The organism is Streptomyces sp. NPDC059008, assembly GCF_042749045.1.
Lineage (GTDB): Bacteria > Actinomycetota > Actinomycetes > Streptomycetales > Streptomycetaceae > Streptomyces.
Genome location: NZ_JBHYJC010000003.1, coordinates 115,943 through 137,865 on the forward strand (window position 1 = coordinate 115,943; position 21,923 = coordinate 137,865).

General features: G+C 72.4%; 19 protein-coding genes. 9 read left to right on the top strand and 10 right to left on the bottom strand.

Annotated features, from left to right (window positions below):
- Positions 1-169 precede the first annotated feature (169 nt).
- From ACFWZH_RS05835 to ACFWZH_RS05875, 9 genes are all read right to left on the bottom strand, one after another.
- A complete protein-coding gene (locus ACFWZH_RS05835; protein WP_384425971.1) occupies positions 170-1,708 on the bottom strand; it encodes a hypothetical protein in 1,539 nt (512 codons plus the stop codon).
- Positions 1,709-2,124: 416 nt separating this feature from the next.
- Complete coding sequence (locus ACFWZH_RS05840; RefSeq protein ID WP_384425974.1) at positions 2,125-2,538, bottom strand: hypothetical protein; 414 nt, start codon at positions 2,536-2,538, stop codon at positions 2,125-2,127.
- Between the two features lie 119 nt (positions 2,539-2,657).
- Entirely contained in the window at positions 2,658-3,068 is a 411-nt protein-coding gene (locus ACFWZH_RS05845) for an SHOCT domain-containing protein (protein WP_384425977.1), read from the bottom strand.
- Between the two features lie 151 nt (positions 3,069-3,219).
- Positions 3,220-4,809, bottom strand: coding sequence for an MFS transporter (locus ACFWZH_RS05850; protein WP_384425980.1), 1,590 nt, complete (start codon positions 4,807-4,809; stop codon positions 3,220-3,222).
- Between the two features lie 147 nt (positions 4,810-4,956).
- Complete coding sequence (locus tag ACFWZH_RS05855; RefSeq protein WP_384425983.1) at positions 4,957-5,523, bottom strand: hypothetical protein; 567 nt, start codon at positions 5,521-5,523, stop codon at positions 4,957-4,959.
- Complete coding sequence (locus ACFWZH_RS05860) at positions 5,516-6,865, bottom strand: hypothetical protein (protein ID WP_384425986.1); 1,350 nt, start codon at positions 6,863-6,865, stop codon at positions 5,516-5,518. Before ACFWZH_RS05860 ends, ACFWZH_RS05855 begins: the two co-directional genes overlap by 8 nt.
- Positions 6,866-6,950: 85 nt before the next feature.
- Positions 6,951-8,357: a DUF2252 domain-containing protein gene (locus ACFWZH_RS05865; RefSeq protein ID WP_384425988.1), complete on the bottom strand. Its 1,407-nt coding sequence runs from the start codon at positions 8,355-8,357 to the stop codon at positions 6,951-6,953.
- A complete protein-coding gene (locus tag ACFWZH_RS05870; protein ID WP_384425991.1) occupies positions 8,354-8,554 on the bottom strand; it encodes a hypothetical protein in 201 nt (66 codons plus the stop codon). The genes ACFWZH_RS05865 and ACFWZH_RS05870 overlap by 4 nt, the downstream gene beginning before the upstream one ends.
- Positions 8,555-8,659: 105 nt before the next feature.
- Entirely contained in the window at positions 8,660-11,422 is a 2,763-nt protein-coding gene (locus ACFWZH_RS05875) for a LuxR C-terminal-related transcriptional regulator (RefSeq protein WP_384425994.1), read from the bottom strand.
- A gap of 324 nt (positions 11,423-11,746) precedes the next feature.
- Here ACFWZH_RS05875 and ACFWZH_RS05880 point away from each other — a divergent pair, with 324 nt between their 5' ends.
- On the top strand, positions 11,747-13,129 hold the full coding sequence (locus ACFWZH_RS05880; protein WP_384425996.1) for a diacylglycerol kinase family protein: 1,383 nt from the start codon (positions 11,747-11,749) through the stop codon (positions 13,127-13,129).
- Here the strand turns inward: ACFWZH_RS05880 and ACFWZH_RS05885 are convergent.
- Entirely contained in the window at positions 13,078-14,019 is a 942-nt protein-coding gene (locus tag ACFWZH_RS05885; RefSeq protein ID WP_384425999.1) for an MBL fold metallo-hydrolase, read from the bottom strand. The two genes, ACFWZH_RS05880 and ACFWZH_RS05885, sit on opposite strands and share 52 nt — an antisense overlap.
- A 137-nt stretch (positions 14,020-14,156) precedes the next feature.
- On the opposite strand from ACFWZH_RS05885, the gene ACFWZH_RS05890 reads away from it, so the two are divergent.
- The 8 genes from ACFWZH_RS05890 (at position 14,157) to ACFWZH_RS05925 (ending at position 21,914) form a co-directional block, all read left to right on the top strand.
- The gene (locus ACFWZH_RS05890) at positions 14,157-14,378 is read left to right on the top strand and encodes a hypothetical protein (protein WP_384426002.1); all 222 of its coding nucleotides are present in this window, start codon (positions 14,157-14,159) and stop codon (positions 14,376-14,378) included.
- The gene (locus ACFWZH_RS05895; RefSeq protein ID WP_384426005.1) at positions 14,365-15,756 is read left to right on the top strand and encodes an amidase; all 1,392 of its coding nucleotides are present in this window, start codon (positions 14,365-14,367) and stop codon (positions 15,754-15,756) included. The genes ACFWZH_RS05890 and ACFWZH_RS05895 overlap by 14 nt, the downstream gene beginning before the upstream one ends.
- 69 nt (positions 15,757-15,825) lie before the next feature.
- Positions 15,826-16,380 (top strand): TetR/AcrR family transcriptional regulator, encoded by a 555-nt coding sequence (locus ACFWZH_RS05900; protein ID WP_384426773.1) that lies wholly within the window; start codon positions 15,826-15,828, stop codon positions 16,378-16,380.
- A gap of 136 nt (positions 16,381-16,516) precedes the next feature.
- Positions 16,517-16,990, top strand: a complete 474-nt coding sequence (locus ACFWZH_RS05905) for a carboxymuconolactone decarboxylase family protein (protein ID WP_384426008.1) — start codon at positions 16,517-16,519, stop codon at positions 16,988-16,990.
- Positions 16,991-17,140: 150 nt separating this feature from the next.
- Positions 17,141-18,076, top strand: a complete 936-nt coding sequence (locus tag ACFWZH_RS05910) for an RNA polymerase sigma-70 factor (protein WP_384426011.1) — start codon at positions 17,141-17,143, stop codon at positions 18,074-18,076.
- Positions 18,077-18,139: 63 nt separating this feature from the next.
- Positions 18,140-19,321, top strand: a complete 1,182-nt coding sequence (locus tag ACFWZH_RS05915; RefSeq protein WP_384426014.1) for a DUF6183 family protein — start codon at positions 18,140-18,142, stop codon at positions 19,319-19,321.
- 126 nt (positions 19,322-19,447) lie between these two features.
- Positions 19,448-20,914, top strand: coding sequence for a membrane-associated oxidoreductase (locus ACFWZH_RS05920; protein WP_384426017.1), 1,467 nt, complete (start codon positions 19,448-19,450; stop codon positions 20,912-20,914).
- Positions 20,915-21,074: 160 nt separating this feature from the next.
- On the top strand, positions 21,075-21,914 hold the full coding sequence (locus ACFWZH_RS05925) for an SDR family oxidoreductase (RefSeq protein WP_384426020.1): 840 nt from the start codon (positions 21,075-21,077) through the stop codon (positions 21,912-21,914).
- Positions 21,915-21,923: the final 9 nt, after the last annotated feature.

Below are 21,923 nucleotides of genomic sequence, written 5' to 3' on the forward strand. Positions count from 1 at the left end.
GGTACCCCCCCCCCCCCCGGCCGGCCCGGCCCCCCCCCGGGCGCCCCCCCCCCCTTACCCCGGGGCGATACTGTGGGTTTTATCCCCCCACTCACGCGCCCGGTGACGACGCCGGGAACACGTGCTGGACGGCGTCAGCCTGCCGGGGGAGGGCCGAGGGCGGGTGTCCTCAGTGCTGCTTTCCCGCGGGCGTCCGGCTCACGGTCCCCTTGCCGCTCGCCAGTTTCCACTCGCGGTTCAGCGTGCCCAGCGGGATACGGCGGTCGAAGAGGGGCGTGCCGAAGATGTCGAGGTGTGCACGGAGTGCGCCCGAGACGTCGATGCCGCCGTAGGCGGACCAGCTGCCGGTGGCCGAGGCGGAGCCGTCCGTGCCGGCGGAGGCGGTGCCGGCGACCTCGGCACGCAGGTAGGGGGCGACGTCCGCGGTGACGCCGACCGCGCCGTAGAGTCCGACGCTGGCCTCGGCGCCGAGGGAGGCCTTGACCTTGCCGGCCGCGGCCGCGGTGGCCCGTATCGGCGTGCTGTGCATCTCGGCCTTGGCGACCGGTGCCCAGCCCTTGGCGTACTGGTAGCTGCCGCCGACGGTGAAGTCGCCCTTGAGGTCCTGCTTGACGTCGACACTGGCCTTGCCGTCGGCGTCGACCTGGAGGTAGCAGGTGAGGTCGAGGTTGACCACGACCGGCACCGGCCCGACCTGGATGACGGGGTCGGCGTGCAGCTTGGCGAAGGGCAACCGCAGCGGCTTGGCCGCGGTGGAGGCGGCCGCCCGGCCCTTGAGCTCCCACTGCGAGGACCAGTCGCCGGACAGGGTCAGCGAGGCGCCGCCGACGCCGCCGCCCTTGCCGCCCTCGTAGGAGAAGTCGACCTTCGGGGCGAGCTGGACGTAGCCGGTGGCCGACGCCTCGGCGGAGACGGGGCCGCCGGAGGGCGTGGGCAGCGAGGCGCCCACGTCCAGGCGAAGGCGGCCGAGGGGCAGCGTGGCGCCCTTGGGGCCGAAGTGCAGGCCGCCGGTCTTGGCCCAGGACACCTTGACCTTGGGGGCGATGGGCTCGACCTTCATGGCGGCCGGGTCGACGGGCACCGTGCCGTGCGCCGTGGAGCCGCCGAGCAGCGCGTCGAGCGTGGCCGGGGCGGTCTTGACCTCGGTGCCCCGGTCGGTCTTCCCGACGACCTGGGTGACCTTGGCGAGGAGGCCCTGGGGCGCGCCGGGTGCCGGTGCGCTGGCGATGACATCGCCGACGGCCACGGCCGCCTTGGGCGCGGGCGCGCTCTTCGAGGGCGCGGCGGACGGGTCGGCGGACGGCGTGGTGGAGTGCGGTGCGGAGGGTGTGGCGGTCGGCGATCCGGACGGGCTGCCGGACGCCGGCGGCTCCGACGGGGCGCCCGACCTGCTCGGCGAAGGCCGTACCGCCGGGGCCGCGATGACGGCCCGTCCGCTGTTGCGGTCGAAGGACGCGACCTTGAGCGCGGACTTCTGGGCGAGTCGTCCCGGGTGGCTGCCGCCGGGCCGGGCCACGGCGCTCGGGGCGCCGCCGGCCTCGCCGTCGTCGGTGCCCTTGACGGTCAGCTTCGGTGCGGCGGCCGCCGGCTCCTTGCCGCTGTCGGACGCATCGGCGGACGGGTCGGATCCCGATGACGAGCACCCTGCGACGAGCAGGGACGCGGTGGTGAGGGCCAGGAGAGGAGCGATTCTGCTGGATCTGCGCAAGGTTGGGTCCTGGAGGGGTGAAGTGGGGGTAGACCCGGGGGAGTCCGCGGAGAGGCGGGCCCCGGGGAGTCGCCGCTACCGACAGGTAACGATCGGCAAGATCGTGTCATGGACATCAGGAGCAAAGAACCGATTCATCCGTCGTATGCGGATGATCTGGATCACATGTGCTCGGCGCAGATCCTGGGCGGTCCGGACAGCCCGAACCGCCAAGTGGGGAGGTGTCGGTGAGTGGCCGTCATGAGCGGCCGTCTTGCCGCTGCGGGCAGACGCGCGTCACCGCCCTCCCTGGAGGGGGGCGGTGACGAGGGTGTGGGTGGTGGGGGCGGGGGCGCGCCCTCGGGCGACGGTTCCGAGGGCGGGCGGTAGGGCGGGGCGGGCAGGTGACGCGTCGGCCGGCGGCTTCCCCCGTACGGCTAGCGGAGGCTCTTCTCCTGCACGACGCACAGTGCCCAGATGACGAAGCCGTACAGCGCGATCAGGACGATCGACCAGAGCGGGTAGTACGGCAGCGAGAGGAAGCTGCTGATCAACAGCAGTGCCGCGATGACGATCCCGGTGACCCTGGCCCATGTCGCGGCCTTGAACAGGGCGATACCGGCAAGGGCGGCCACGATCCCGAGGATGAGGTGGATCCAGCCCCAGCCCGTCACGTCGAACTTGAAGACGTAGTTCGGTGTGGCGACGAAGATGGCGTCCTTGGCGATCGCCATGATGCCGCGGAAGATGGCGAGGAAGCCGGAGATGGTGAGCATCACGGCGGCGAACAGGGTCAGCCCGCCGGCCAGTGCCTCGGATTTCGCGGGGCCGTGATTCGTTGTTGTCGACATGGTCTCGGACCTTCTTTTTCGTCATGACGGCGGCGGTGGCGGTCGCCGACGGACGCCTGCCGGTCAGCCGGAACGGCGAACCGTCGCCGGACGTGTCCGCCGGGTTTCCCGGCCGGCCGTCAGTGCAGGATCTTGTCCTTCGCCCGCTGGAACTCCTCCTCCGAGATGTCGCCCTTCGCCTTGAGGGCCGACAGCTTGGTCAGTTCGTCCGCATGGCTCGTGCCGCCGCGGGTCGCTGTTTCGCGGATGTACGCGTCGATCGCCTCCTGCTGATGCCGGGCGTGCTGCATCTCGCGCTTTCCCATGTCCGTGCCGCGCACCATGACGTAGACCAGGACGCCCAGGAAGGGGAGGATGATGACGAAGATCAGCCAGCCGGCCTTGGCCCATCCGTTCAGCGCGTGGTCACGGAAGATGTCGACGATGACGCGGAAGAGGACCATCAGCCACAGAACCCACAGGAAGATCCACATGACGGTCCAGAAGGCGCCCAGCACCGGATAGTCGTAGGCCAGGAACACGTTGCCCATGGCTTTCCTCCTGTCACTCGGAGTCGCCCCTTCAGACTGCGCCCGCCCGGCGGGCAGGGGCATCACCCTCCGCGGGTGAACACGGCGGGGGACTCCCGGCGCGTGACCACCCGGTCCGCCGACCCTTCCCCTCCGGCCGTGCCCGTCCGCCTCAGGGGGAGGCCTTCCCGGTGAGTCGACCCGTGGGCAGGTTGCGGGTGAACGGGAAGCCGGCGAGCGTGACGGCGGCGGCGGTCAGGACGGCGATCTTGAGGCTGTTGAGCTGGGCGCGGGCGTAGGCGTCCACGACCGCGTCGGCCTCGGCCGGCGGCAGTGAGGCGCGCTCGGTCGCGGCCCGGATCTCGTCGGTGCTCACGAAGCTGACCCCGGCCTCGATCGCGATCCCGGCCTGCTCGCGTACCGCGTCGGAGACCTTCGGGTTGTCGGCGATCTGTGTGGTGAAGGCGCTGACCAGGGCGCCGATCAGGATGGAGCCGATGAGGGCGGTGCCGAGGGAGGACCCCAGGTTCTGGGCGGTGTACTGCAGGCCGCCCACCTCGCTGCGTTCGGTCTCCCCGACGCTGGACTGCGCGACATTGCCCAGTTGCGAGGCGAGCAGTCCCATGCCGAGTCCCAGCAGGGCCATCGACAGGGCGAAGTTCAGGTCGTCGATACGGGGTTGGATCGTGGCCAGCAGCCACACGATGGCGATGAGCAGCACCAGCAGGCCGGTGCGTACGATCGCGCGCGGACCGGCGAACCGGCCCAGGAGGGGGCCGCTCATGGCGGACACCAGCATGGTGATCGACACCGGTAGCAGCCGCAGACCGGTCTGGAAGGCGCTGAAGCCCTGCACCACCTGCAGGTAGAGGGGGATGACGAAGAACAGGCCGAGCAGGATGAGGTTCTGGCTGAGCAGCATGCTCAGGCCGGACCGCAGCGGCGGTCGCGTGAACAGCGAGAAACGCACCAGCGGGTCCCGCCCGTGGCTCTCCCGCCGTCGCTCCCACACGCGGAACAGCCACAGGACGACGGCGCCCGCCGCGATGAAGAAGAGCGTGAGGGAGAAGCCGAAGACGGTGACGGGGGAGTTCCGGGGTTTCAGCCAGCCCCAGGAGCTGCTCTGCAGGACGCCCAGGACCACGACGGCCAGGCCGACGGCGGAGAGTACGGCGCCGGTGATGTCGAGCCGGGGCCGCGGCTCGGACGCCGGGTGGTCCTCGACCCACTGGATGAGGCAGAGCATGGCCGCCACCAGGACGACTTCGCCCGCGAAGACCAGCCGCCAGGTCAGATACGTCGTCACCCAGCCGCCGAGCAGCGGGCCCACCGCGATGCCCGCCCCTGCCAGCCCGCCGACGACCCCGTAGGCCACGGCCCGGTCCCGGCCGGTGTAGGCGCCGGCCACGAGCGCGGCCAGGGCCGGGAGGACCAGTGTCGCGCCCAGTCCCTCGATCACCGACCAGCCGAGTGCGAGCACCCACAGGGTGGGCGCCACGGAGGTGAGTGCGGATCCGGTGCCGTACACCGCCAGGCCGACGGCGAACATCCGCCGGCGGCCGAACATGTCGCCGAGCTTGCCTCCCGTGATCATGAACGCGGCCATGACCAGCGTGTAGAGGGTGATGACGGCCTGGATCGCGGTGACCTCGGTGTCGAAGTCCTCGACCAGTTGACTGATCGACACGTTCATCACCGAGGTGTCCAGCACCATCAGGAACTGGGCCGTGCCGAGGATGACCAGCGGCCGCCAGCGCCCCACCGCATGCACCTCCACAGGTTCCGACGTGCCGCACGGTGTGATCGGCCGTCACGGCGGCCAGCATAGGCAGGGTGGGGAGGCATTTATCGAGCTATGACAGGGCATGTCCCCCGACTGGCCGGGGCCGGCCGGAGCCGGTGAGCGCGGTCAGTGCAACGCGGCCTTCAGGGCCACGATCGTCAGGCCGAGGAGGAGGTTGACCGCCCCGGCGAGCAGCACCAGGCGGCGCGGGGCACCGGCCTGGACGACCGCGACACTCGCCCACCCCACCTGCTCGGCCGCGGCCACGGCGAGCCCCAGCCACGCCGCACCGTACGGACCGAGCCCCAGCAGCGGACTGACCGCCACGGCGGCGGCCGGCGGGACGGCCGCCTGGACGATCGGCCACTCGTCCACACAGACCCGGCGGATCTCCTGCCGGCTCAGGGACTCGTGCACCAGCCGGTCCCCGACGAGACGGGCGTAGACGTGCGCGGCCCAGAACACCACACCGGTGCACAGGAGCAGCAGCACCAGCTTGAGCCGGGGGAACGAACCGAGGGTGCCCGCCCCGGCCACCACCGAAGCGGCGAGCAGCGATCCGTAGACGGCGCCGGCGTAGTCGGCCCTCCGGGGCGACGAGGCCGGCGCCCGCCGCTCGGCGCGCCCGGGCCCGTGACCTCCCACCGCTCCGGGATCCCCGGAGTCGGCGCGGTGGGCGGGGCGGTCAGCCATCGTCCCCGGTGAGCCCGGGGCCGGGCCCCGCCGACGCGGGCGCCGTTCGCGCGGCGGCGAGGATGCCGAGGAGCACCAGGACCAGCACCACGATCCCGAGGACCAGGGCCACCACGCCCGGGGTCGGGAAGTTCCAGAGGAACAGCGTCAGCACTCCGGCACCGATGACGATCCCGGTCGTCCAGCCGCGGTGGCCGGCGAGCCAGCGGCCCGCGCCGCCCGTGCGCAGACCTGCTCGGGCGAGACCCCGTCCGGCGGAGTCGGTGCCGCGGACGGCGACGGAGCGTATCCAGCGGGCGCCGCGTCCGGGCCCGTAGAGATAGCCGGCGATCAGGACGATCACCGCGATGACGAGCACGGTGCGGGTGCTCTGCTGAAGGAAGCGCACCAGGTCGTCGTAGACGGCGGCAGCCGCCTGCGGCGACTGGACCTCGGGCTGCACGGAGTCCAGGTACTTGCCCCGGGCGAAGGCGAGCCCGACGAGCAGCACGACCATCATCACGCCGATGCCCACGGACGCGCTCATCATGGCCACCCGGTGCGAGGGCCCCGACCACACGGCCAGTGCCGCCAGCACGATGACCAGCACGGGGAGCCAGACGCCGACGATGTTGAGCAGGCGCATGGCGTTCTGGGCCTTGCTCAGCTCGTCGGTCTTCACCAGCACGATGGACTTGTCGATGTCGGGGATCTTGTCGGCGTTCTTGAAGCCCTCGTCGACCAGCTTCTTCTGCACCTGGCTGATCACGGTGCCGATGCCGAGGCTGATGGTGTTCCCCTTGGCCTCCACGGCGCTGCCGCCCTGCCCGGTGAGGACGTTGACCATGGCCAGGTGGGCCCTGCGGTTGGCGGCGTCCCAGACGTCCGCGAACTGGTCGCTGGTCACCACCTTGTTCACCACCGCGCGCACCGCGCTGGTGGCGCCGGACTTCAGCGCGCCGGCCAGCACATCCGCCTTGTCGACCACGATCGGCGGGGCGCCGGTCTTCTGCAGGGCACGGGTGAGCGCGGCGGTGACCTCCTCGGTGTTGATATAGCCGACGATCTTGTCCGTCACCCGGTTGGTCACCGCGCTCTGGACCGCCGGGTCCTCGGCGAGGGGCGCGACGGTCTGGACGTACCGGTCGGTGTCGGACATCTGGGAGTCCACCCAGGCGGCGACGACGCCGAGGGGGGCGAGGACGAAGGACAGCGCCAGCAGCAGACAGGTGACGACGTAGCGCAGTCGGCGGTGCCGCATGTCGGCGGCGCGGCGCAGACGTGTGTACTCCACCCGCTCGGCGGCGCTCAGGGGCCCCTGGGGGCCTTCGGGGGTGGCGGCGGCCGCGGATGACGAGTCCATCGCGTGCTCCTTCGCGCAGATCCTCGAACCACCGTCACCCGCCCCGACCCGGACCACATCACCCGTAACGGGCGGCCCTGCACGGTCATCCGGTCCGGGCCGTGACGCGCCCGGTGCGTACGGCATCGGCCAGGGCCTGGTGGTCGCGCTCGTTCTGGTCGGCGTAGGCCTCGGCGAAGTCCACCAGCGCCCGGTCGAAGGTGTCGGCCTGACCCAGGTAGGAGGCGATGGCGATCCGGTCGCCGGTGCGCGCATGGGCGCGGGCGAGCGCGGCACCGCACAGGTCCCCCAGGAGCCTCATGCCGTCCGGGACCATGGTTTCCGGCTGGGGGGCGCCCTTCCAGTCGCGCAGTTGGCGGACGTAGAAGTCGCGCTGCCTGCCGTCGATGCCCACGGCCCGCTCCCAGCCGAGGAAGATGTCGCCGGCGGCCTGCATCAGCCGCTGGCCGCACACCACCCGCTCTCCCTGGTTGTCGTACGCGCTCGCTCCGGCGTACGGGGCCAGCACGGACTCGCCGGCCTCCTTGGCCTGGAGCAGCAGGGGGTCCTCGTCGTCCCTGCCGAGCATCAGCAGGATCCAGCAGCGGGTGCCCACGCTGCCGACGCCGACGACCTTGCGCGCGATGTCGGCCAGCCGGAACTGGTCGAGGAGGTGTCTGCGGTCGGGTTGCAGGCTGCGGCGGTAGCCGTCGACGAGCGTATGCAGCCGGCGTTCGAGCGTGGCGCGCTCTGCCTGGGGAAGGAGGTCGCCCAGCGGGACGAGCAGCGGCGGGTCGGCGGCGATCCGCCGGACTCCGCCGACGATCCGGGTGAGCTTGGCGAAGGCCTGGAGGCTGTCGCGGCCGCGTGCCTTGGCCAGCGCGCGGTCGACCTTCTCCCGCGCTTCCCGGTCCATCCGGCCGGCGATCAGCTCGCGGAGCCGGTCCGCGTCGGCCTGGGCGTACCAGACGTCGAGATTGCGCATCCGCGCGAAGCGGCGCATCACCTCGCGGTAGGCCCGGACGGTGTCGCGCACCACCGCGCCGCGCTCCTTCGCCGTGAAGCCGTTGTTGCGGCCGGCGACCGCGAATCCGGCGGCGAGGCGCTTGACGTCCCACTCCCACGGGCCCGGCAGCGTCTCGTCGAAGTCGTTGATGTCGAAGAGCAGATGCCGCTCGGGGGAGGCGAACAGCCCGAAGTTCAGCGGGTGCGCGTCCCCGCACAGCTGCACCGGGATCCCCGTGTCCGGGGACGCCCCCAGATCGCTCGCCATGACCGTGGCCGCACCGCGGTAGAAGCGGAACGGCGACTCCAGCATGCGGCCGTAGCGAAGCGGTACGAGTTCCGTCACGCGCCCGGCGGACTGGCGCTCCAACTGCTCTACCGGGTCGGGCCGGTGCGGCGGGGGATCGAACCCGGCGTGGCCGGAGCGCGGCATACGGGCGCGCGCCGCCTTGCCGAGGGCGGCCCGCTCCTGCGGTGTCGGGGGGACGTGCGGTTCGGGGGCTGTCATGGTTCCGGCAGTTGACGCATCTCCAGGACCCGCAGGCCCAGATCCTGGAAGCGGGTGAGGAGCCCGTAGAGATGGGCCTCGTCGGTGACCTGGCCGACGAGGACCGTCTGCTGCGGCGCGAGCGCTCCGTCCAGCTCGGGAAACGCCTCGGCCATCACCGTCGAGATGCGGCCGGTCACGCGGAACTCGTATCGCATGAGCGCGCGCCTCCCCGGCGTCGGTGCGGTCGGTCCCTTCGATGCTCGACGGCCACCGGGCGCGGCCGCATCACCCGGACCAGGTGACATCCGGCCGTCGCCGGGTCACAGCAGATGCAGCTCACGCGCGCGCCGTACCGCGTCGGCGCGGCGGGAGACCGTGAGCTTGCGGTAGATGCTCCGCAGATGCGTCTTGACCGTGTTGACCGACAGATACATCGCCTCGGCGATCTCCTCGGTCGACAGCAGCTCCGCGCCGTGCCGGAGCACCTCGCGCTCACGGTCGGTCAGCGTCTCGACCATGACCGGCGTCGACGGGCGGCCGCCGTCCGTGCGGGAGGTGCCGTTGACGCGCGCCGGACGGTCGAGCAGCCATGCGTGCCTCGTGGCCAGTTCGGGCCGCTGCGCCAGCAGATGCCACACCCATGGGCCCGCCTCGGTGAAGGGCCGGCGGGCCCGCTCGGGGCGGGCGGTGGCCAGCGCGTCGTGCAGCAGGCGGCATGCGGTGTCGGTGTCCTGGGCCAGGGCCGCGGCGCGGGACCGCAGCAGGAGGACGCGGATCTGCTCCGCGGTTCCCGCGTCCGGCCGGCGGTCCAGGGACGCGAGGAGGTCGAGGGCCCGGTCGAGGTCTCCGGCGGCGAGCCGGGCCTGGACGAGGGCGAGGGTATGCGCCGCACCGCCGCCGCCGGATTCGGCCAAGGCGGCGATCGCCGACTCGGGGTCGCCTCGGGCCAGTTGGGCCGCCGAGCGGGCGATGGCGAGGCGCTGCGCCGGCCCCGGCGCCAGGGGGCCGGCGTCGGTGTCGCCTTTGAGGGCCGCGAGTGCGGCCTGCCACCGGCCGTGTGCGAGCTCCAGCCGGGAGCGGACGACGGCGATCTCGGCGTCGGTGACCGGGTCGTGGCCGGCGTCCGGGGACGCGGCGGCGAGGTCGAGTCGACGGCGGGCGGCCCGGAGTTCGCCGCGTTCGAGGGCGACGGCGGCCAGCGCGAGGTGGCTGATCCCGGACCACGGGGTCGGCGGAACGGACCGGTCCCCGACGAGTTCCAGCGCGAGCAGGGCGTGCTTCTCGGCCCGGCTCAGCTCCCCGCGCTCGGACTCCATCAGGGCCAGCCGGCCGAGGCTGCCCTGCCGGACGGTCCGCGTCACCTCCGCGGTGCAGCCCTCCACCGCGTGGTCGAAAGCCGCCATGGCCTCGTCGGGGCGGCCGCCCAGTTGCAGCCCGCACGCCAGCCCGTACCGCCGCAGCGCCTCGATCTCCTGGTGGGCCTCGACGAGCGGCCGCGGCAGCCGCTCGGCGAGTTCGCGGGTCCGCCGGGCCACCGACTCCGCCGTGCCGCAGACGTCGTCGCCGCCTTGCGCCGGGGCGCCGGCCAGCAGCCGGAGCAGGGCCGCGGCGAGCCGGGCTTCCGGTGCCGGCCGGGCCCCCGGCTTGCGCAGAGCGTCCTCGGCCCGGTCCAGTCGCGCCCGGCAGCCCGCGGTGTCGTACCGGGCCAGGGCGCAGGCGGCCGCGACGAGCGCGGGAGCCGCGCCCGGCAGATCGCCGGGCATGGCGGAGAAGACCCGCTCCAGCCGGGCTGCCTCAGGGCCGGTGAGCAAGTGTCCGATCTCCAGGCGGCCCACCATGCGGGTGCAGGCCCACTCCCAGTCCGCGGCCGCGGCGGCCTGTTCCATCCCCTCGGCGAGCCTTCCGGTGTCGGCGAGCCAGGTCGCCGCCCGGCGACGCAACCGGGGTTCGAGGCCGGGCCGGTGATGGCGCAGGTGCATGCGCAGCACCTCCGAGAACAACGGCTGGTAGCGGCACCACGGCGTGCTGTCGATCGGCTCGACGAAGAGGTGGGCGCGGGTGAGTTCGGCCAGGATCCACTCGGCGTCCTCGCGTTCCGTCAGCACGTTCGCCAGGTCCGGGTGCACCCGGTCGAGGATGCTGCCGCGCATCAGCAGCTCCTGGGTGGCGGCGGGCTGGGCGGCGAAGACCTCGGTGAGCAGGTAGTCGGCGAGGGCGCTCTGGGAGGCGGCGAACGACCGGGCGAACTCGGCCGGGTCGTCGGCCCGCTGCATCTCCAGCGCACACAGCCGCAGTCCGGCCGCCCAGCCCTCCGTGCGCGCCAGGAGGGCGTCGACGCTCTCCTCGTGGCCTCCCAGGCCGTGCCCGCGCAGCAGTCGCGCCGCCTCCTGCCGGGTGAACGCGAGGTCGGGACCGCGGATCTCCCTGATCCGGCCGTCGGCGCGGTAGCGGTGCAGCGGCAGCAGCGGGTCGACGCGGCTGACCAGCACCAGGCGCAGCTGTGGGCCCGCGTGGTTCAGCACGAAGTCCAGGCCGGAGGTGACCGCCCGTACCGGCACGTGCTCCAGGCCGTCGATGACGAGCACGACCGGCCGGCGCAGCTGTGCCAGTGCGGACGCGAGCCGTGCGAGCAGGGAGTGGTCGACGCGGTCGGCGGAGCCGGGCTGCCCCACCTCGTCGGGCAGCACGACCTGGTGATGGTTCAACGCCTCCAGCACATAGGTCCAGAACACCCCGGGCGCCCGGTCGTCCTGCTCGGCCGTCAGCCACGCCACCGGGCCGGGGGCACTCCCGCCGCGCGCCCAGGAGGCGGCCAGCGTGGTCTTTCCGGCGCCTGCCGGGCCCGTGATCAGGGTCAGCGGCCCGGCCGTGCCTTCGGTGAGCCGGTCGAGCAGCCGCTGCCGGCGAATGGCCTTGCGTGGAACGGACGGTACGGAGAACTTCGCGGCCAGCAGGGGGTCACCGGTCGGCGCCAGGTGCGCGGGGGCGCCGCCGCGGCCGGACACCGCGGCGCGCGGCCGTAGAGCGGGGAGCGCGGACTCCCCGTCGCCGGCTGCCGCTGCTGAGGCTGTGCTGCGGGGCATGGACATCACCGTCTGGGTGCGGGCTCCCTGGCACCGCCGTCCGCCCGCCGCCGCACTGTGCCGGACGAGGCGGCCATCTCCTGTCGAACCGCTTCCCGCCCCATGAGGACCTGCCTCCCACTGTGCGGCGCCCGAACCATGATCGCCATACGAGGGGCCCGGGGCATGCCCGACGGGTCGTGGCCGGGTCCGCGCCACCGCACACCTGCGCCCGTCCGCACCGCTCACCCGCCCTGGGTGATGCCAGGCCCGGCCGCGGGCTGTGGACTGGCAGCCGGCAAGCCGAAGCGGCAGCCGGCCCTCCCGTGACCGCCAGGAGTCCCCATGGGCAGTACGGATACCGGCGCACGCCACCGGACGCAGCGCTGGTCCGCGCTCGCGGCCTTGGCGGCCGCAGCCGCGGCCGCCCTGGTCCCGCTGCTGTTCGCCGGGCTCCGGAGCATCGCTCTCCTGGGCGTCGGGCTGGCCGGACTCGCCGTCGGCGCGGCGGGCGTGTGGTGGATGCTCACACGGCGCGGACTGGTCAGGATGCTTGCGGGCGCCCTGGCCGTCCTGGCTCCGGTCGTCGCGCTCGTGCTGTACGCAGGGGCCGGTCTGCTGTGGGTGGTGCTCGTCTCCCTCGCCCTGTGCGCACTGGCGGTCTCCGCCGGCGGGGCCGCGCTCAGCGGGGACACTCGGCCGGGCGGCCCGCAAGAAGTTCGCGCCGTGCCGCCGAAGAGCCCCTTCCTGATCATGAACCCTCGCTCGGGTGGTGGAAAGGTGGGCAGATTCCGCCTGAAGGAGCGGGCCGAGGAACTCGGTGCCGAGGTGCACCTGCTGGATACCGCTCGCCATGAGGACGTGGTCGCGCTCGCGCGCCGCGCGGTGGACGACGGCGCCGACCTCCTGGGTGTCGCAGGAGGGGACGGCACCCAGGCCATGGTGGCCGGTGTGGCCGCGGAGCACGGTCTGCCGTTCATGGTGATCTCGGCCGGTACCCGCAACCACTTCGCACTCGACCTCGGCCTGGACCGGGACGATCCGGCGAACTGCCTCGACGCGCTCACCGACGGCGTCGAGATCCGCGTCGACCTCGGCTTCATCGACGGGCGGGCCTTCGTCAACAACGCGTCCTTCGGGACGTACGCGTCCGTCGTGCAGAGCCCCGCCTACCGCGACGACAAGGTGCGGACCATCCTGGAGCTGCTTCCGGACCTGCTGACCCACCAGCGCGGCCCGCGGCTGGCCGTGCGCGTCGGGGGCACGGGCATCGACGGCCCGCAGGCCGTCCTCGTCAGCAACAACCCCTACCGCATGGGTGATCCGGCCGGACTGGGACGGCGCGAAGAGCTGGACGCGGGCGTCCTCGGGGTCCTGGGCGTCAAAGTCGACAACGCGGCGCAGGCGGCCGGCATCCTCAGGGGCAGGCACGGTCCGGGCCTCACCGTGCTGACCGCCCAGGAGGTCCTCGTCGACGCCGACGAGCCCGAGATCCAGGCCGGTGTCGACGGCGAGGCGCTCACCCTGCCGACCCCCGTCCGCTGCACGATCCGGCCCCGAGCCCTGCGGGTACGCGTGCCGCGGCGCCGTCCTGGTGTGCCGCGCGCCAAGCCCCCGATGGACTGGCGGCGGCTGCGCGGGCTCGCACTGGGACGGGAGCGTCCGGCGGTGGATCCTCAGCCGCCGACGCCGGACCGGCCGGCCGGGGGGACCGGCAGCAGCCGGTAGGCGTCCCCCTGGACGGTCACCCGGCCGGCTGTGGGCGGCGCGAAGTGGGTGCCGAGGACGAGGGCGTCGGTACCGGCCAGCGAGCCGAGCAGGGAGCGGCGGGTGGCCTCGGACCGCTCCGGGTCGATGTCGACGCAGCTGCCGATGGCGGGGTGGGCGAACTGGACGGGGTGGTGGATGCAGTCGCCGGTGATCAGCGCCGTCTCGCCACGGCTGCTCACCTGGACGGCGACGTGGCCGGGGGTGTGTCCGGGAGTGGGCAGCAGGCGCACGCCCGGGGCGACCTCGGTGCCCTGGGCGGGCACGTCGACGAGGTCGAGCAGTCCGGCCTCCTCGACCGGATCCACGGAGTCGCGGAACATCTGCCGCCGCGGCTCGTCCATGTCGTACCCGCTCCAGAACTCCCGCTCGGCGCGGGTAGTGACGTAGCGGGCGTGCGGGAACGTCGGGGCCCAACTGCCGTCGTCCTGGGCCCGTGTGTTCCAGCCGACGTGGTCGGCGTGCAGGTGGGTGAGGACGACCAGGTCGACGCGGTCCGGGGGGAAGCCGGCGTGGGTGAGGCGCTCCAGATAGTCGGTCCTGAGGTCGTGCCACGCCGGGTTCGCCCGCGTCTTGCCGTTGCCGATGCCGGTGTCGACGAGGACGCGCAGCCCGCCCGCTTCGAGCGCGAAGCTGTGGCTGTCGAGGTGCAGTACGCCGTCGTTCCCGGCGAAGTCGGGGCGCAGCCAGTCGTGTGGGGCGACCACGTCCGCGGTGGCGCCGGGCAGCAGCCAGCGTCCGGTCGCGGGTGGGAGGGGGACCTCGTCGATGCGGTGCACGGTGACGTCGCCCACGGTCCAGGACGGGGCGGCGGCGGGCGGGTGGGGTTCGTTGACCGGTGGTGTCTGCACGGTCCGTTCGGTTCCTTTCCTTGCCGGGAAGCTAAAAGCAATGAGTTTGCTTTAAGTGACTGTAGGCTCTACGATCACTTAAAGCAAATGCTTAGCTTTTGTGTCGCAGCCTCTCCAATCCGATGAGGGAGACCCCCATGCCCGCCGATCCGTCAGTCGATGAACTCACCCCGCCCGAAGCGGCCCGATGGGCTGCCCGTGCCGGACTTCCCTTGGCGGACGACCGCCACTCGGAGGTGGCGGCCACCGCCCAGCACATCCACACCGTCGTCGCGATCCTGCGGGAGCTGGACTTCGGCGACACCCAGCCCGCCTTCGGCTACCGCGCCGGAGAGGAGCGGCGCGATGCAGCCGTCTGAGCTGTCCCTCACCGCCGCCGCGGACGCGATACGCGAACGGCGCATGTCCCCCGTCGAGTTGGTGGACTCGGTGCTCGACCGCCTCGCGAGCGTGGAGCCGCACCTGGGGGCCTATGCCACGGTGACGGCGGAGCGGGCGCGCCGGTCGGCGCGCGCGGCCGAGCGCGAGGCCGCGGCCGGCCGCCTCCGGGGTCCGTTGCACGGGATCCCCATGGCGCTGAAGGACCTGATCGACGTCGCCGGCACGGCGACGACGGCCGGCTCCCGGGTCCGGGCCGACCACCGCGCAACGGCCGACAGCACGGTCGCCGCACGCCTGGCGGCGGCCGGCGCGGTCCTGGTCGGCAAGACCGAAACCCATGAATTCGCCTACGGGCTGACCACGCCGCAGACGCGCAACGCCTGGGACCGCGACCGGGTCGCCGGCGGATCCAGCGGCGGTTCGGCCGTCGCCGTGGCGGCGGGGGCCGCGGTCTTCGCCCTGGGGACCGACACCGGCGGATCGGTCCGGGTGCCCGCCGCACTGAACGGCGTCGTCGGCCTCAAACCGACGTACGGCCTCGTACCCCGCCACGGTGTGACGTCGCTGTCGTGGTCGCTGGACCACGTCGGCACCCTCACCCGCAGCGTCGAGGACGCGGCCCTGGTGCTGTCCGCCGTGGCCGGACCCGACCCCCGCGACCAGGCCTCCCTGCCCGCGGCCGCCGGGGACTACCGGCCGGGCGGCGAGGGCGACCTGACGGGGCTGCGCGTCGGCGTGCCCGGCAACTACTACTTCGACCGCGTCGACCCGGAGGTGGAGTCCGCCGTCCGGACCGCCGTCGACCGGCTGCGCGCCCTCGGCGCACGGCTCGTCGACGTCGAGATCCCGATGACGCGCTACGTCCAGGCGACGCATTGGGGCCTGATGGTCCCCGAGGCCACCGCCTCTCACGAGCGGACCCTGCGCACCGTCCCCGACCTGTACGGGGCGGACGTCCGCGTACTGCTCGAAGCCGGGGAACTGCTGTCCGCCGGGGACTATCTGCGCGCCCAGCGGGCCCGGACGCTGATGCGGCAGGAGTGGGCGCGCATGCTGACCGAGGTCGACGTGATCGCCGCCCCGACGGTCCCGGTGACCGCAGTACCGGCCGGGGAGTCGTCGGTCACCTGGTCCGACGGCACGGAGGAGAGCGTCTCCGACGCCTATGTGCGCCTGTCGTCGCCCGCCAACCTCACCGGGGTGCCCGCGTTGTCCGTGCCGGTAGGCCACGACCGGGCCGGATTGCCGATAGGTATGCAGCTGCTCGGGCGCCCCTTCTCCGAGGCCCTGCTCCTGCGGGTCGGCCACGCCTACGAGCGGACCGAACCCGCCCGCGGGCTCGCGCCGGTGAGCTGAGGGGGGCGAAGGCGCGCCCCTCTAGAAGCAAGGATTTTGCTTTAAGGTGGAGGTATGGCTCGCAGACAGATGGTGCGCCCCGGAGGGCGCAGCGCCCGGGTCCAGGAAGCGGTGCACTCGGCCGTACGCGCACTGGAATCCGAGGTGGGCCGGGACGCCCTGACGGTGCCGCTGGTGGCCCAGCGCGCCGGAGTCACCCCGTCGACGATCTACCGCCGCTGGGGCGACCTGCAGGAACTGCTGTCGGACGTGGCCGTCGAGCGCCTGCGCCCCGACACGCAGCCGGGGGACCACGGCGACCTTGGATCCGACCTGACGGCCTGGGCCGAGCAGTTCCTCGACGAGATGGCCGCTCCCTCGGGGCGCGCCTACATCCGTGACGCGCTGCTCGGCGACCCGGACGGCAGCAACGCCGGCCGCTGCTCGGCCTACGCCGCCGAGCAGATCGAGACCGTCCTCGCCCGCGCGGCCGACCGCGGGGAGCGCGCGCCCGACGCCGAGACGGTCATCGACCACGTCGTCGCCCCGATGATGTACCGCATCCTCTTCCGCCCCGCCGGGCTGGACGCCGACTACGCGCGCGGGCTCGTGACGAAACTCCTGGCCTCGGCCCGCAAGCGCTGACGGAGCGCGCCGGTCCTCGGTCCTCCCCGTACGTCGGCGGCCGGGAGACGCAGGTCACATGTGTCCATGTCACAGGGGGTCGGGCTACCCCGTCTCAGGGGTGTAGCCACTGACGACGACCGCACAGGAGCACACCATGGACGCACGCCTGAACTACTTCGCTGCCCCGTTCGCCGGCAAGGCCCTCAAGCACGTCATGGCGGCGGGCAAGGTGCTCAAGGAATCGCCGCTGCCGGCCGCGACGCAGGAGCTCGTGGCGCTGCGCGTGAGCCAGATCAACGGCTGCGCCGTGTGCATCGACATGCACACCAAGGATGCCGCCGCTGCCGGCGAGACCGCGGTGCGGCTGAACCTGGTCGCGGCGTGGCGGGAGGCCACGGTCTTCACCGAGGCCGAGCGGGCCGCCTTGGCGCTGGCGGAGGAGGGGACCCGGGTCGCGGACGCGGCCGGCGGGGTCGGCGACGCGGTGTGGGCGTACGCCGCCAAGCACTATGACGAGGAGCAGCTCACCGCCCTGGCGATGCTCATCTCCTTCATGAACATGGCCAACCGGCTGAACGTCATCGCCCAGCAGCCGGCCGGCGGTTACGAGCCCGGCCAGTTCCACTGAGGGGCACCGCGTCAGCGGCCCGGGGTCCGACTGCGGGCTCCGGGCCCCTACCCGGGGGCACCCCACCGGCCCGCCGACGGGCCGGACGATCATTGGCAGACGCGCACCGGCACGTACCGCCGGGCACAAGGGCTTCGAGGAAGGACCGGCGTGAGCAAGGTGGAGGAGTTCGAGGAGCTGCGGCCGCTGCTGTTCTCGATCGCCTATCGCATTCTGGGCAGTGTGGGCGAGGCCGAGGACGCGGTGCAGGAGACGTGGCTGCGCTTCGACGGCTCGTCGGCCCGGCCCGCGTCGACCAAGGCGTATCTGTCGACCACGGTGACGCGGATCTCGATCGATGTGCTGCGCTCCGCGCGGGTACGCAGGGAGGAGTACGTGGGCCCGTGGCTCCCCGAACCGCTGCTCGGTGACCCGTATCAGGATCCGGCGCGGGCGGTGGAGCTGGCCGACTCGGTGTCGATGGCGGCGCTGTTGCTGCTGGAGCGGCTCAGCCCGCTGGAGCGGGCGGTCTTCGTGCTGCGGGAGGTGTTCGCCTTCGGGTTCGACGAGATCGCCACGGCGGTGGGGCGATCGGAGGCGGCCTGCCGGCAGTTGTTGGTGCGGGCGCGGCGGCACATGGAGGCCGGGCGGCCGCGGTTCGCGGCGGACCGTCAGGAGCGGCAGGAGCTGGCGACGCGGTTCTTCGACGCGCTGCGGGACGGCGATGTGGACGGACTGCGCAAGCTGCTGGCCGCCGACGTGCAGCTGGTCGGGGACGGCGGCGGCAAGGCCCCGCAACTGGCCAAGGGCGTCCTGGGCGCGCAGAACGTGGCCCGCTTGCTGGGCACGGTCTTCCCCTGGCTGTTCCGGATCGACGTGACGTGCGAGCCGCGCGAGGTCAACGGCCAGCCCGGCGCGATCTTCCGCGACCGGGACGGCAAGGTGATCCACACCCTGGCCCTCGACGTGCTCGACGGACAGATCCAGACCATCCGCACCGTGGTCAATCCCGACAAGCTCGGCCACCTCGGGCCGGTCGCCGACGCCTGGGCCGTCGACCGCGAGGTCAAACAGGCCCGCCGCCAGCGGACCCGACCCGAGAAGTAGCGCCCACGACGGCTCGTTCACCGGCAGCGCGTCTTAGCCGGCGGTCCGCGTAGCGTTGCCTCCATGCCACAGCAGTCCCACGCGACAGGCACCGCCCTGCCCCGACTTCCCGACGACGCGACGCTGCGGGACCGTGCCGCCGAAGACCCCGAGAGCCTGTACGAGCTCGCCGCCCTCGTCTCGCGCGCGAGGGCGGACCACGCGCCCGCAGCCCTGTGTCGGATCGCCGTGGCGCTGTGCTCCGAGCCGTCAACCGGGGCGATCACCTGTGCGGCCCGGCTGGTCGACACCCTGCTGAGACTCGACGGGCCCGAGTATCACCGCTCGGTGCTGCGCCAGATGGCCTGGCACATGCAAACGGCGCAGAAGCCGGACACCACACTGCTGTACCCGCTCTTCCAGCGGCTTCCCCAACGCCTGGACATCGCCGCGGAGTTCCGCGCCTGTCTGCTGCAGGAGATCGCGCTGCGCTCGTGGGGGCCATGCGACGAGCCGTATCTCGACTACGCCGGACGGCTGCGCGAGCTGAACCACCCCCTGGCGTGGCTGCCGCCCCAGACCCTGTCGTTCGAGGACCGCGCCCGGAACTGCTCCCGACGCCGGGACACCGGGCTGGGAACGCTGACCCCGAGGCACCTGCGCGCCCGATACCCGGAGATCCCGCCGACTGAAGAGGGGGCGCGGGCGGCACGCGACGCCCGCGAGGTCGTCGACCCGCGACGCGCCGAGACGGCCGGGGAACCACTGGCCGCGCTGGAGATGTGGGAGGCACGCTTCTACGAGCTGCCCGAGCCGCTGCCCGCTGCCGACTGGAACGCGGGCCTGCTCACCGGCCTCCCGGCCGACTGCCTGGCCGCTCTGACGCCGGACACCCTGGCCGCCGTGCACACCACGGGTGATGAGGTACTGGCCGACCTGTTCCTCGCCGCGTTCGCGGGCGGGGTACAGGGCGGGCGGCAGGAGGGCGCCTATGCGCGGCTGGCGGCCTGGCGCGGCTGCTACGCGCTGCTGAACCTGCCGTGGGGAACCCCGCACACCGACGCCGTCCGGTACGCCGCCGAGCACCGCTGGCTGCGCTTCGCCGCGGCGGACGGCAGCCACAACGACTGGTTCACCGACAGCCACTGGGAGATCTTCGGCTGCAACCAGCTCGGTTTCGCCGTGCTCGATCCGACGGGGCGGCGGATCGCACTGCTGGCCGCCACGGATACGGACCCGGAGGTGAACGAGATGGACAGGTACTGAGGGGAAGGGTCGGTTGGGCGAGGAGCCCGACGCCGGGCGCCGTCACGGCCGGCTGAGCAGGATCAGGCAATGCGAGTGCGTCGTCTGGCAGTTGACAGCTCGAACGAGGCAGGTCAGAGTCCCGGCGTGAGCGAGACCAGTGATCTTACGCCGGCCGAGACGCAGGTATGGCGGGCGTTTCCCCGAGGCGAGTCCGTGGACTTCCGTACTGCCGAGAACGAGGATCCGGCGCTGTGCGACACCTGGGGTGCCGAGCGGACTCTACGGGCGAGTGTCCTGCGGGCGCTGCTGGTCAAGGCTCCGCGGGAGGAAGGGGAGATCGCCGCGCTCAAGATCACGGGTGCGCGGATCACCGGAACACTGGACCTGAAGTACGCCGAGATCGATGCCCCCGTCCGGCTCAGTCACTGCCACTTCGACGGCGTACCCGACCTTTACGGTGCCCGGCTGCGCCAGCTCAATCTGAGCAGGTCCGTTCTGCCGGGCCTGGCCTCAGGGACGTTGCGGGTCGAGGGGGTGCTGCGGATGACGGACTGCCGTGTGCGGGGGCCGGTGCGGCTAGGAGGGGCACGGATCTCCGGGGCGCTGTTCATGGAGCGGGCACAGTTCACGGCGCAGGACGACGCCGAGCCGGTGCTGCAGCTGAACCAGGCCACGATCGGGGACGACCTGTGGGCGCCGGAGATGCGTGCGCACGGACAGGTCCGGCTCACCGGCGCCGCCATCACCGGGCGGATCAACCTCCAGGACGCCGAGTTCGACAATCCCGGTGGCACCGCGCTGGACGCCCAGAACCTCAACGTGGGAGCCCATGTACGGGCGCGGTGCGTCCGTACGCGGGGCCGGGTCGAACTGCGAGGCTCACGCATAGCGGGCCGGGTCGACCTTCTCCACGCCCGTCTGTCGCATCCGGGCGACACGGCGCTGCGGGCGAGCAGCTGTGTCATCGGTGAACTCTGGCTGAGCGGAGGCGAGCGCATCGAAGGTGCCCTGAACCTGAGGCGTTCCCAGATAGAGATCCTGACCCTTGACCCCGAGATGCTGCCGGAGGAGGTGCATCTCGGCAATCTCACGTACACCGCACTCACCCCGCACGAGCCCGCCGGTCGTCGCCTCGCGATGCTGGAACGGGACGGCGGCGAGTATGAGCCGTACGCCTACGAGCAGTTGACCGCCGCCTACCGCCGTATCGGTGACGACGACGCGGCCCGGCTCGTCCAACTCGCCAAGGCGCGTCGCCGGCGCACCACGCTCACCTGGTACGGACGGCTGTGGGGATACCTGCAGGACGCCACCGTCGGCTACGGCTTCCGCCCGATGCGCGCGGCCGTCTGGCTGCTGTCCCTCGTGGCCATCGGATCGATCGCGTACGGCCTGGACCACCCACGCCCCATCAAGGCGGACGAGGCCCCCGACTTCAACCCCGTCTTCTACACCCTCGACCTGCTCCTGCCGGTCGTCGGCTTCGGCCAGGAGGCGGCATTCGCCCCCCATGGCTGGCACCAGTGGCTCTCATACGTTTTGATCATCACCGGCTGGATCCTGGCGACCACGATCGTCGCGGGTGTGACCCGATCGGTCAGCCGCCAGTGACCGGTTCTGCCGGCCTCCGAGTGGGCGAAAGATCCTCGGCCGGGCGGCGTAATCCCAGCACGCCCCGACCGTCGGCTCCGCCCGGGGGTGGTTCCGTGACGCTCGACCTTTCCGGGTGCGGTCCGGCCGTCGGGTCACGGAGCGGAGGAGGCTTTCGATCGTGAGTCCTGCTGAGGGCGCCCCCCGGGGCGTGGTCCCGGCGCATCTGCTCAAGGGCCAGAAGGCGCTGGTCACGGGTGCCAACTCCGGTATCGGCAAGGCGACGGCGGTGGGTCTTGGCCGGGCGGGCGCGGACGTGGTGGTGAACTACGTGGCCGGCCGGGAGGCGGCCGAGCAGGTCGTCGAGGAGATCACCTCGTGCGGAGTGCGGGCGGCCGCGTACGAGGCGGACGTGTCCCAGGAGGACCAGGTCGTCGCCATGATGGACCAGATGGTCCAGGAGTTCGGGACGATCGACATCCTCGTCGCCAACGCCGGCCTGCAGCGTGACGCCTCCTTCACCGAGATGTCCCTCGCCCAGTGGCAGAAGGTGCTGGACGTCAACCTCACCGGGCAGTTCCTCTGCGCCCGCGAGGCGACCAAGGAGTTCCTCCGCCGCGGGGTCGTCCCCGAGGTCTCGCGCGCCGCCGGAAAGATCATCTGCATGAGCTCGGTGCACCAGCTCATCCCGTGGGCGGGCCACGTCAACTACGCCTCCTCCAAGGGCGGCGTACAGATGATGATGGAGACCCTGGCTCAGGAACTCGCCCCGAAGAAGATCCGCGTCAACGCGATCGCCCCGGGGGCCATCAAGACCCCGATCAACCGCGGTGCCTGGGAGACCCCCGAGGCGCAGCAGGACCTCCTGCGCCTGATCCCCTACGACCGGATCGGCGACCCCGAGGACATCGCGCACGCGGCCGTCGGCCTCGCCTCCGACCTCATGGACTACGTCGTGGGCACCACCCTCTACGTGGACGGGGGAATGACCCTCTTCCCCGGATTCGCCACCGGCGGCTGACCACCGCTC

What these genes read in the sequence shown, in the direction of transcription:
- ACFWZH_RS05855 (WP_384425983.1), bottom strand. Translation starts at nt 5,523, where the DNA reads ATGGCTGACCGCCCCGCCCACCGCGCCGACTCCGGGGATCCCGGAGCG.
- ACFWZH_RS05840 (WP_384425974.1), bottom strand. Translation starts at nt 2,538, where the DNA reads ATGTCGACAACAACGAATCACGGCCCCGCGAAATCCGAGGCACTGGCC.
- ACFWZH_RS05845 (WP_384425977.1), bottom strand. Translation starts at nt 3,068, where the DNA reads ATGGGCAACGTGTTCCTGGCCTACGACTATCCGGTGCTGGGCGCCTTC.
- ACFWZH_RS05875 (WP_384425994.1), bottom strand. Translation starts at nt 11,422, where the DNA reads ATGCCCCGCAGCACAGCCTCAGCAGCGGCAGCCGGCGACGGGGAGTCC.
- ACFWZH_RS05880 (WP_384425996.1), top strand. Translation starts at nt 11,747, where the DNA reads ATGGGCAGTACGGATACCGGCGCACGCCACCGGACGCAGCGCTGGTCC.
- ACFWZH_RS05870 (WP_384425991.1), bottom strand. Translation starts at nt 8,554, where the DNA reads ATGCGATACGAGTTCCGCGTGACCGGCCGCATCTCGACGGTGATGGCC.
- ACFWZH_RS05900 (WP_384426773.1), top strand. Translation starts at nt 15,826, where the DNA reads ATGGTGCGCCCCGGAGGGCGCAGCGCCCGGGTCCAGGAAGCGGTGCAC.
- ACFWZH_RS05895 (WP_384426005.1), top strand. Translation starts at nt 14,365, where the DNA reads ATGCAGCCGTCTGAGCTGTCCCTCACCGCCGCCGCGGACGCGATACGC.
- ACFWZH_RS05865 (WP_384425988.1), bottom strand. Translation starts at nt 8,357, where the DNA reads ATGACAGCCCCCGAACCGCACGTCCCCCCGACACCGCAGGAGCGGGCC.
- ACFWZH_RS05860 (WP_384425986.1), bottom strand. Translation starts at nt 6,865, where the DNA reads ATGGACTCGTCATCCGCGGCCGCCGCCACCCCCGAAGGCCCCCAGGGG.
- ACFWZH_RS05890 (WP_384426002.1), top strand. Translation starts at nt 14,157, where the DNA reads ATGCCCGCCGATCCGTCAGTCGATGAACTCACCCCGCCCGAAGCGGCC.
- ACFWZH_RS05915 (WP_384426014.1), top strand. Translation starts at nt 18,140, where the DNA reads ATGCCACAGCAGTCCCACGCGACAGGCACCGCCCTGCCCCGACTTCCC.
- ACFWZH_RS05905 (WP_384426008.1), top strand. Translation starts at nt 16,517, where the DNA reads ATGGACGCACGCCTGAACTACTTCGCTGCCCCGTTCGCCGGCAAGGCC.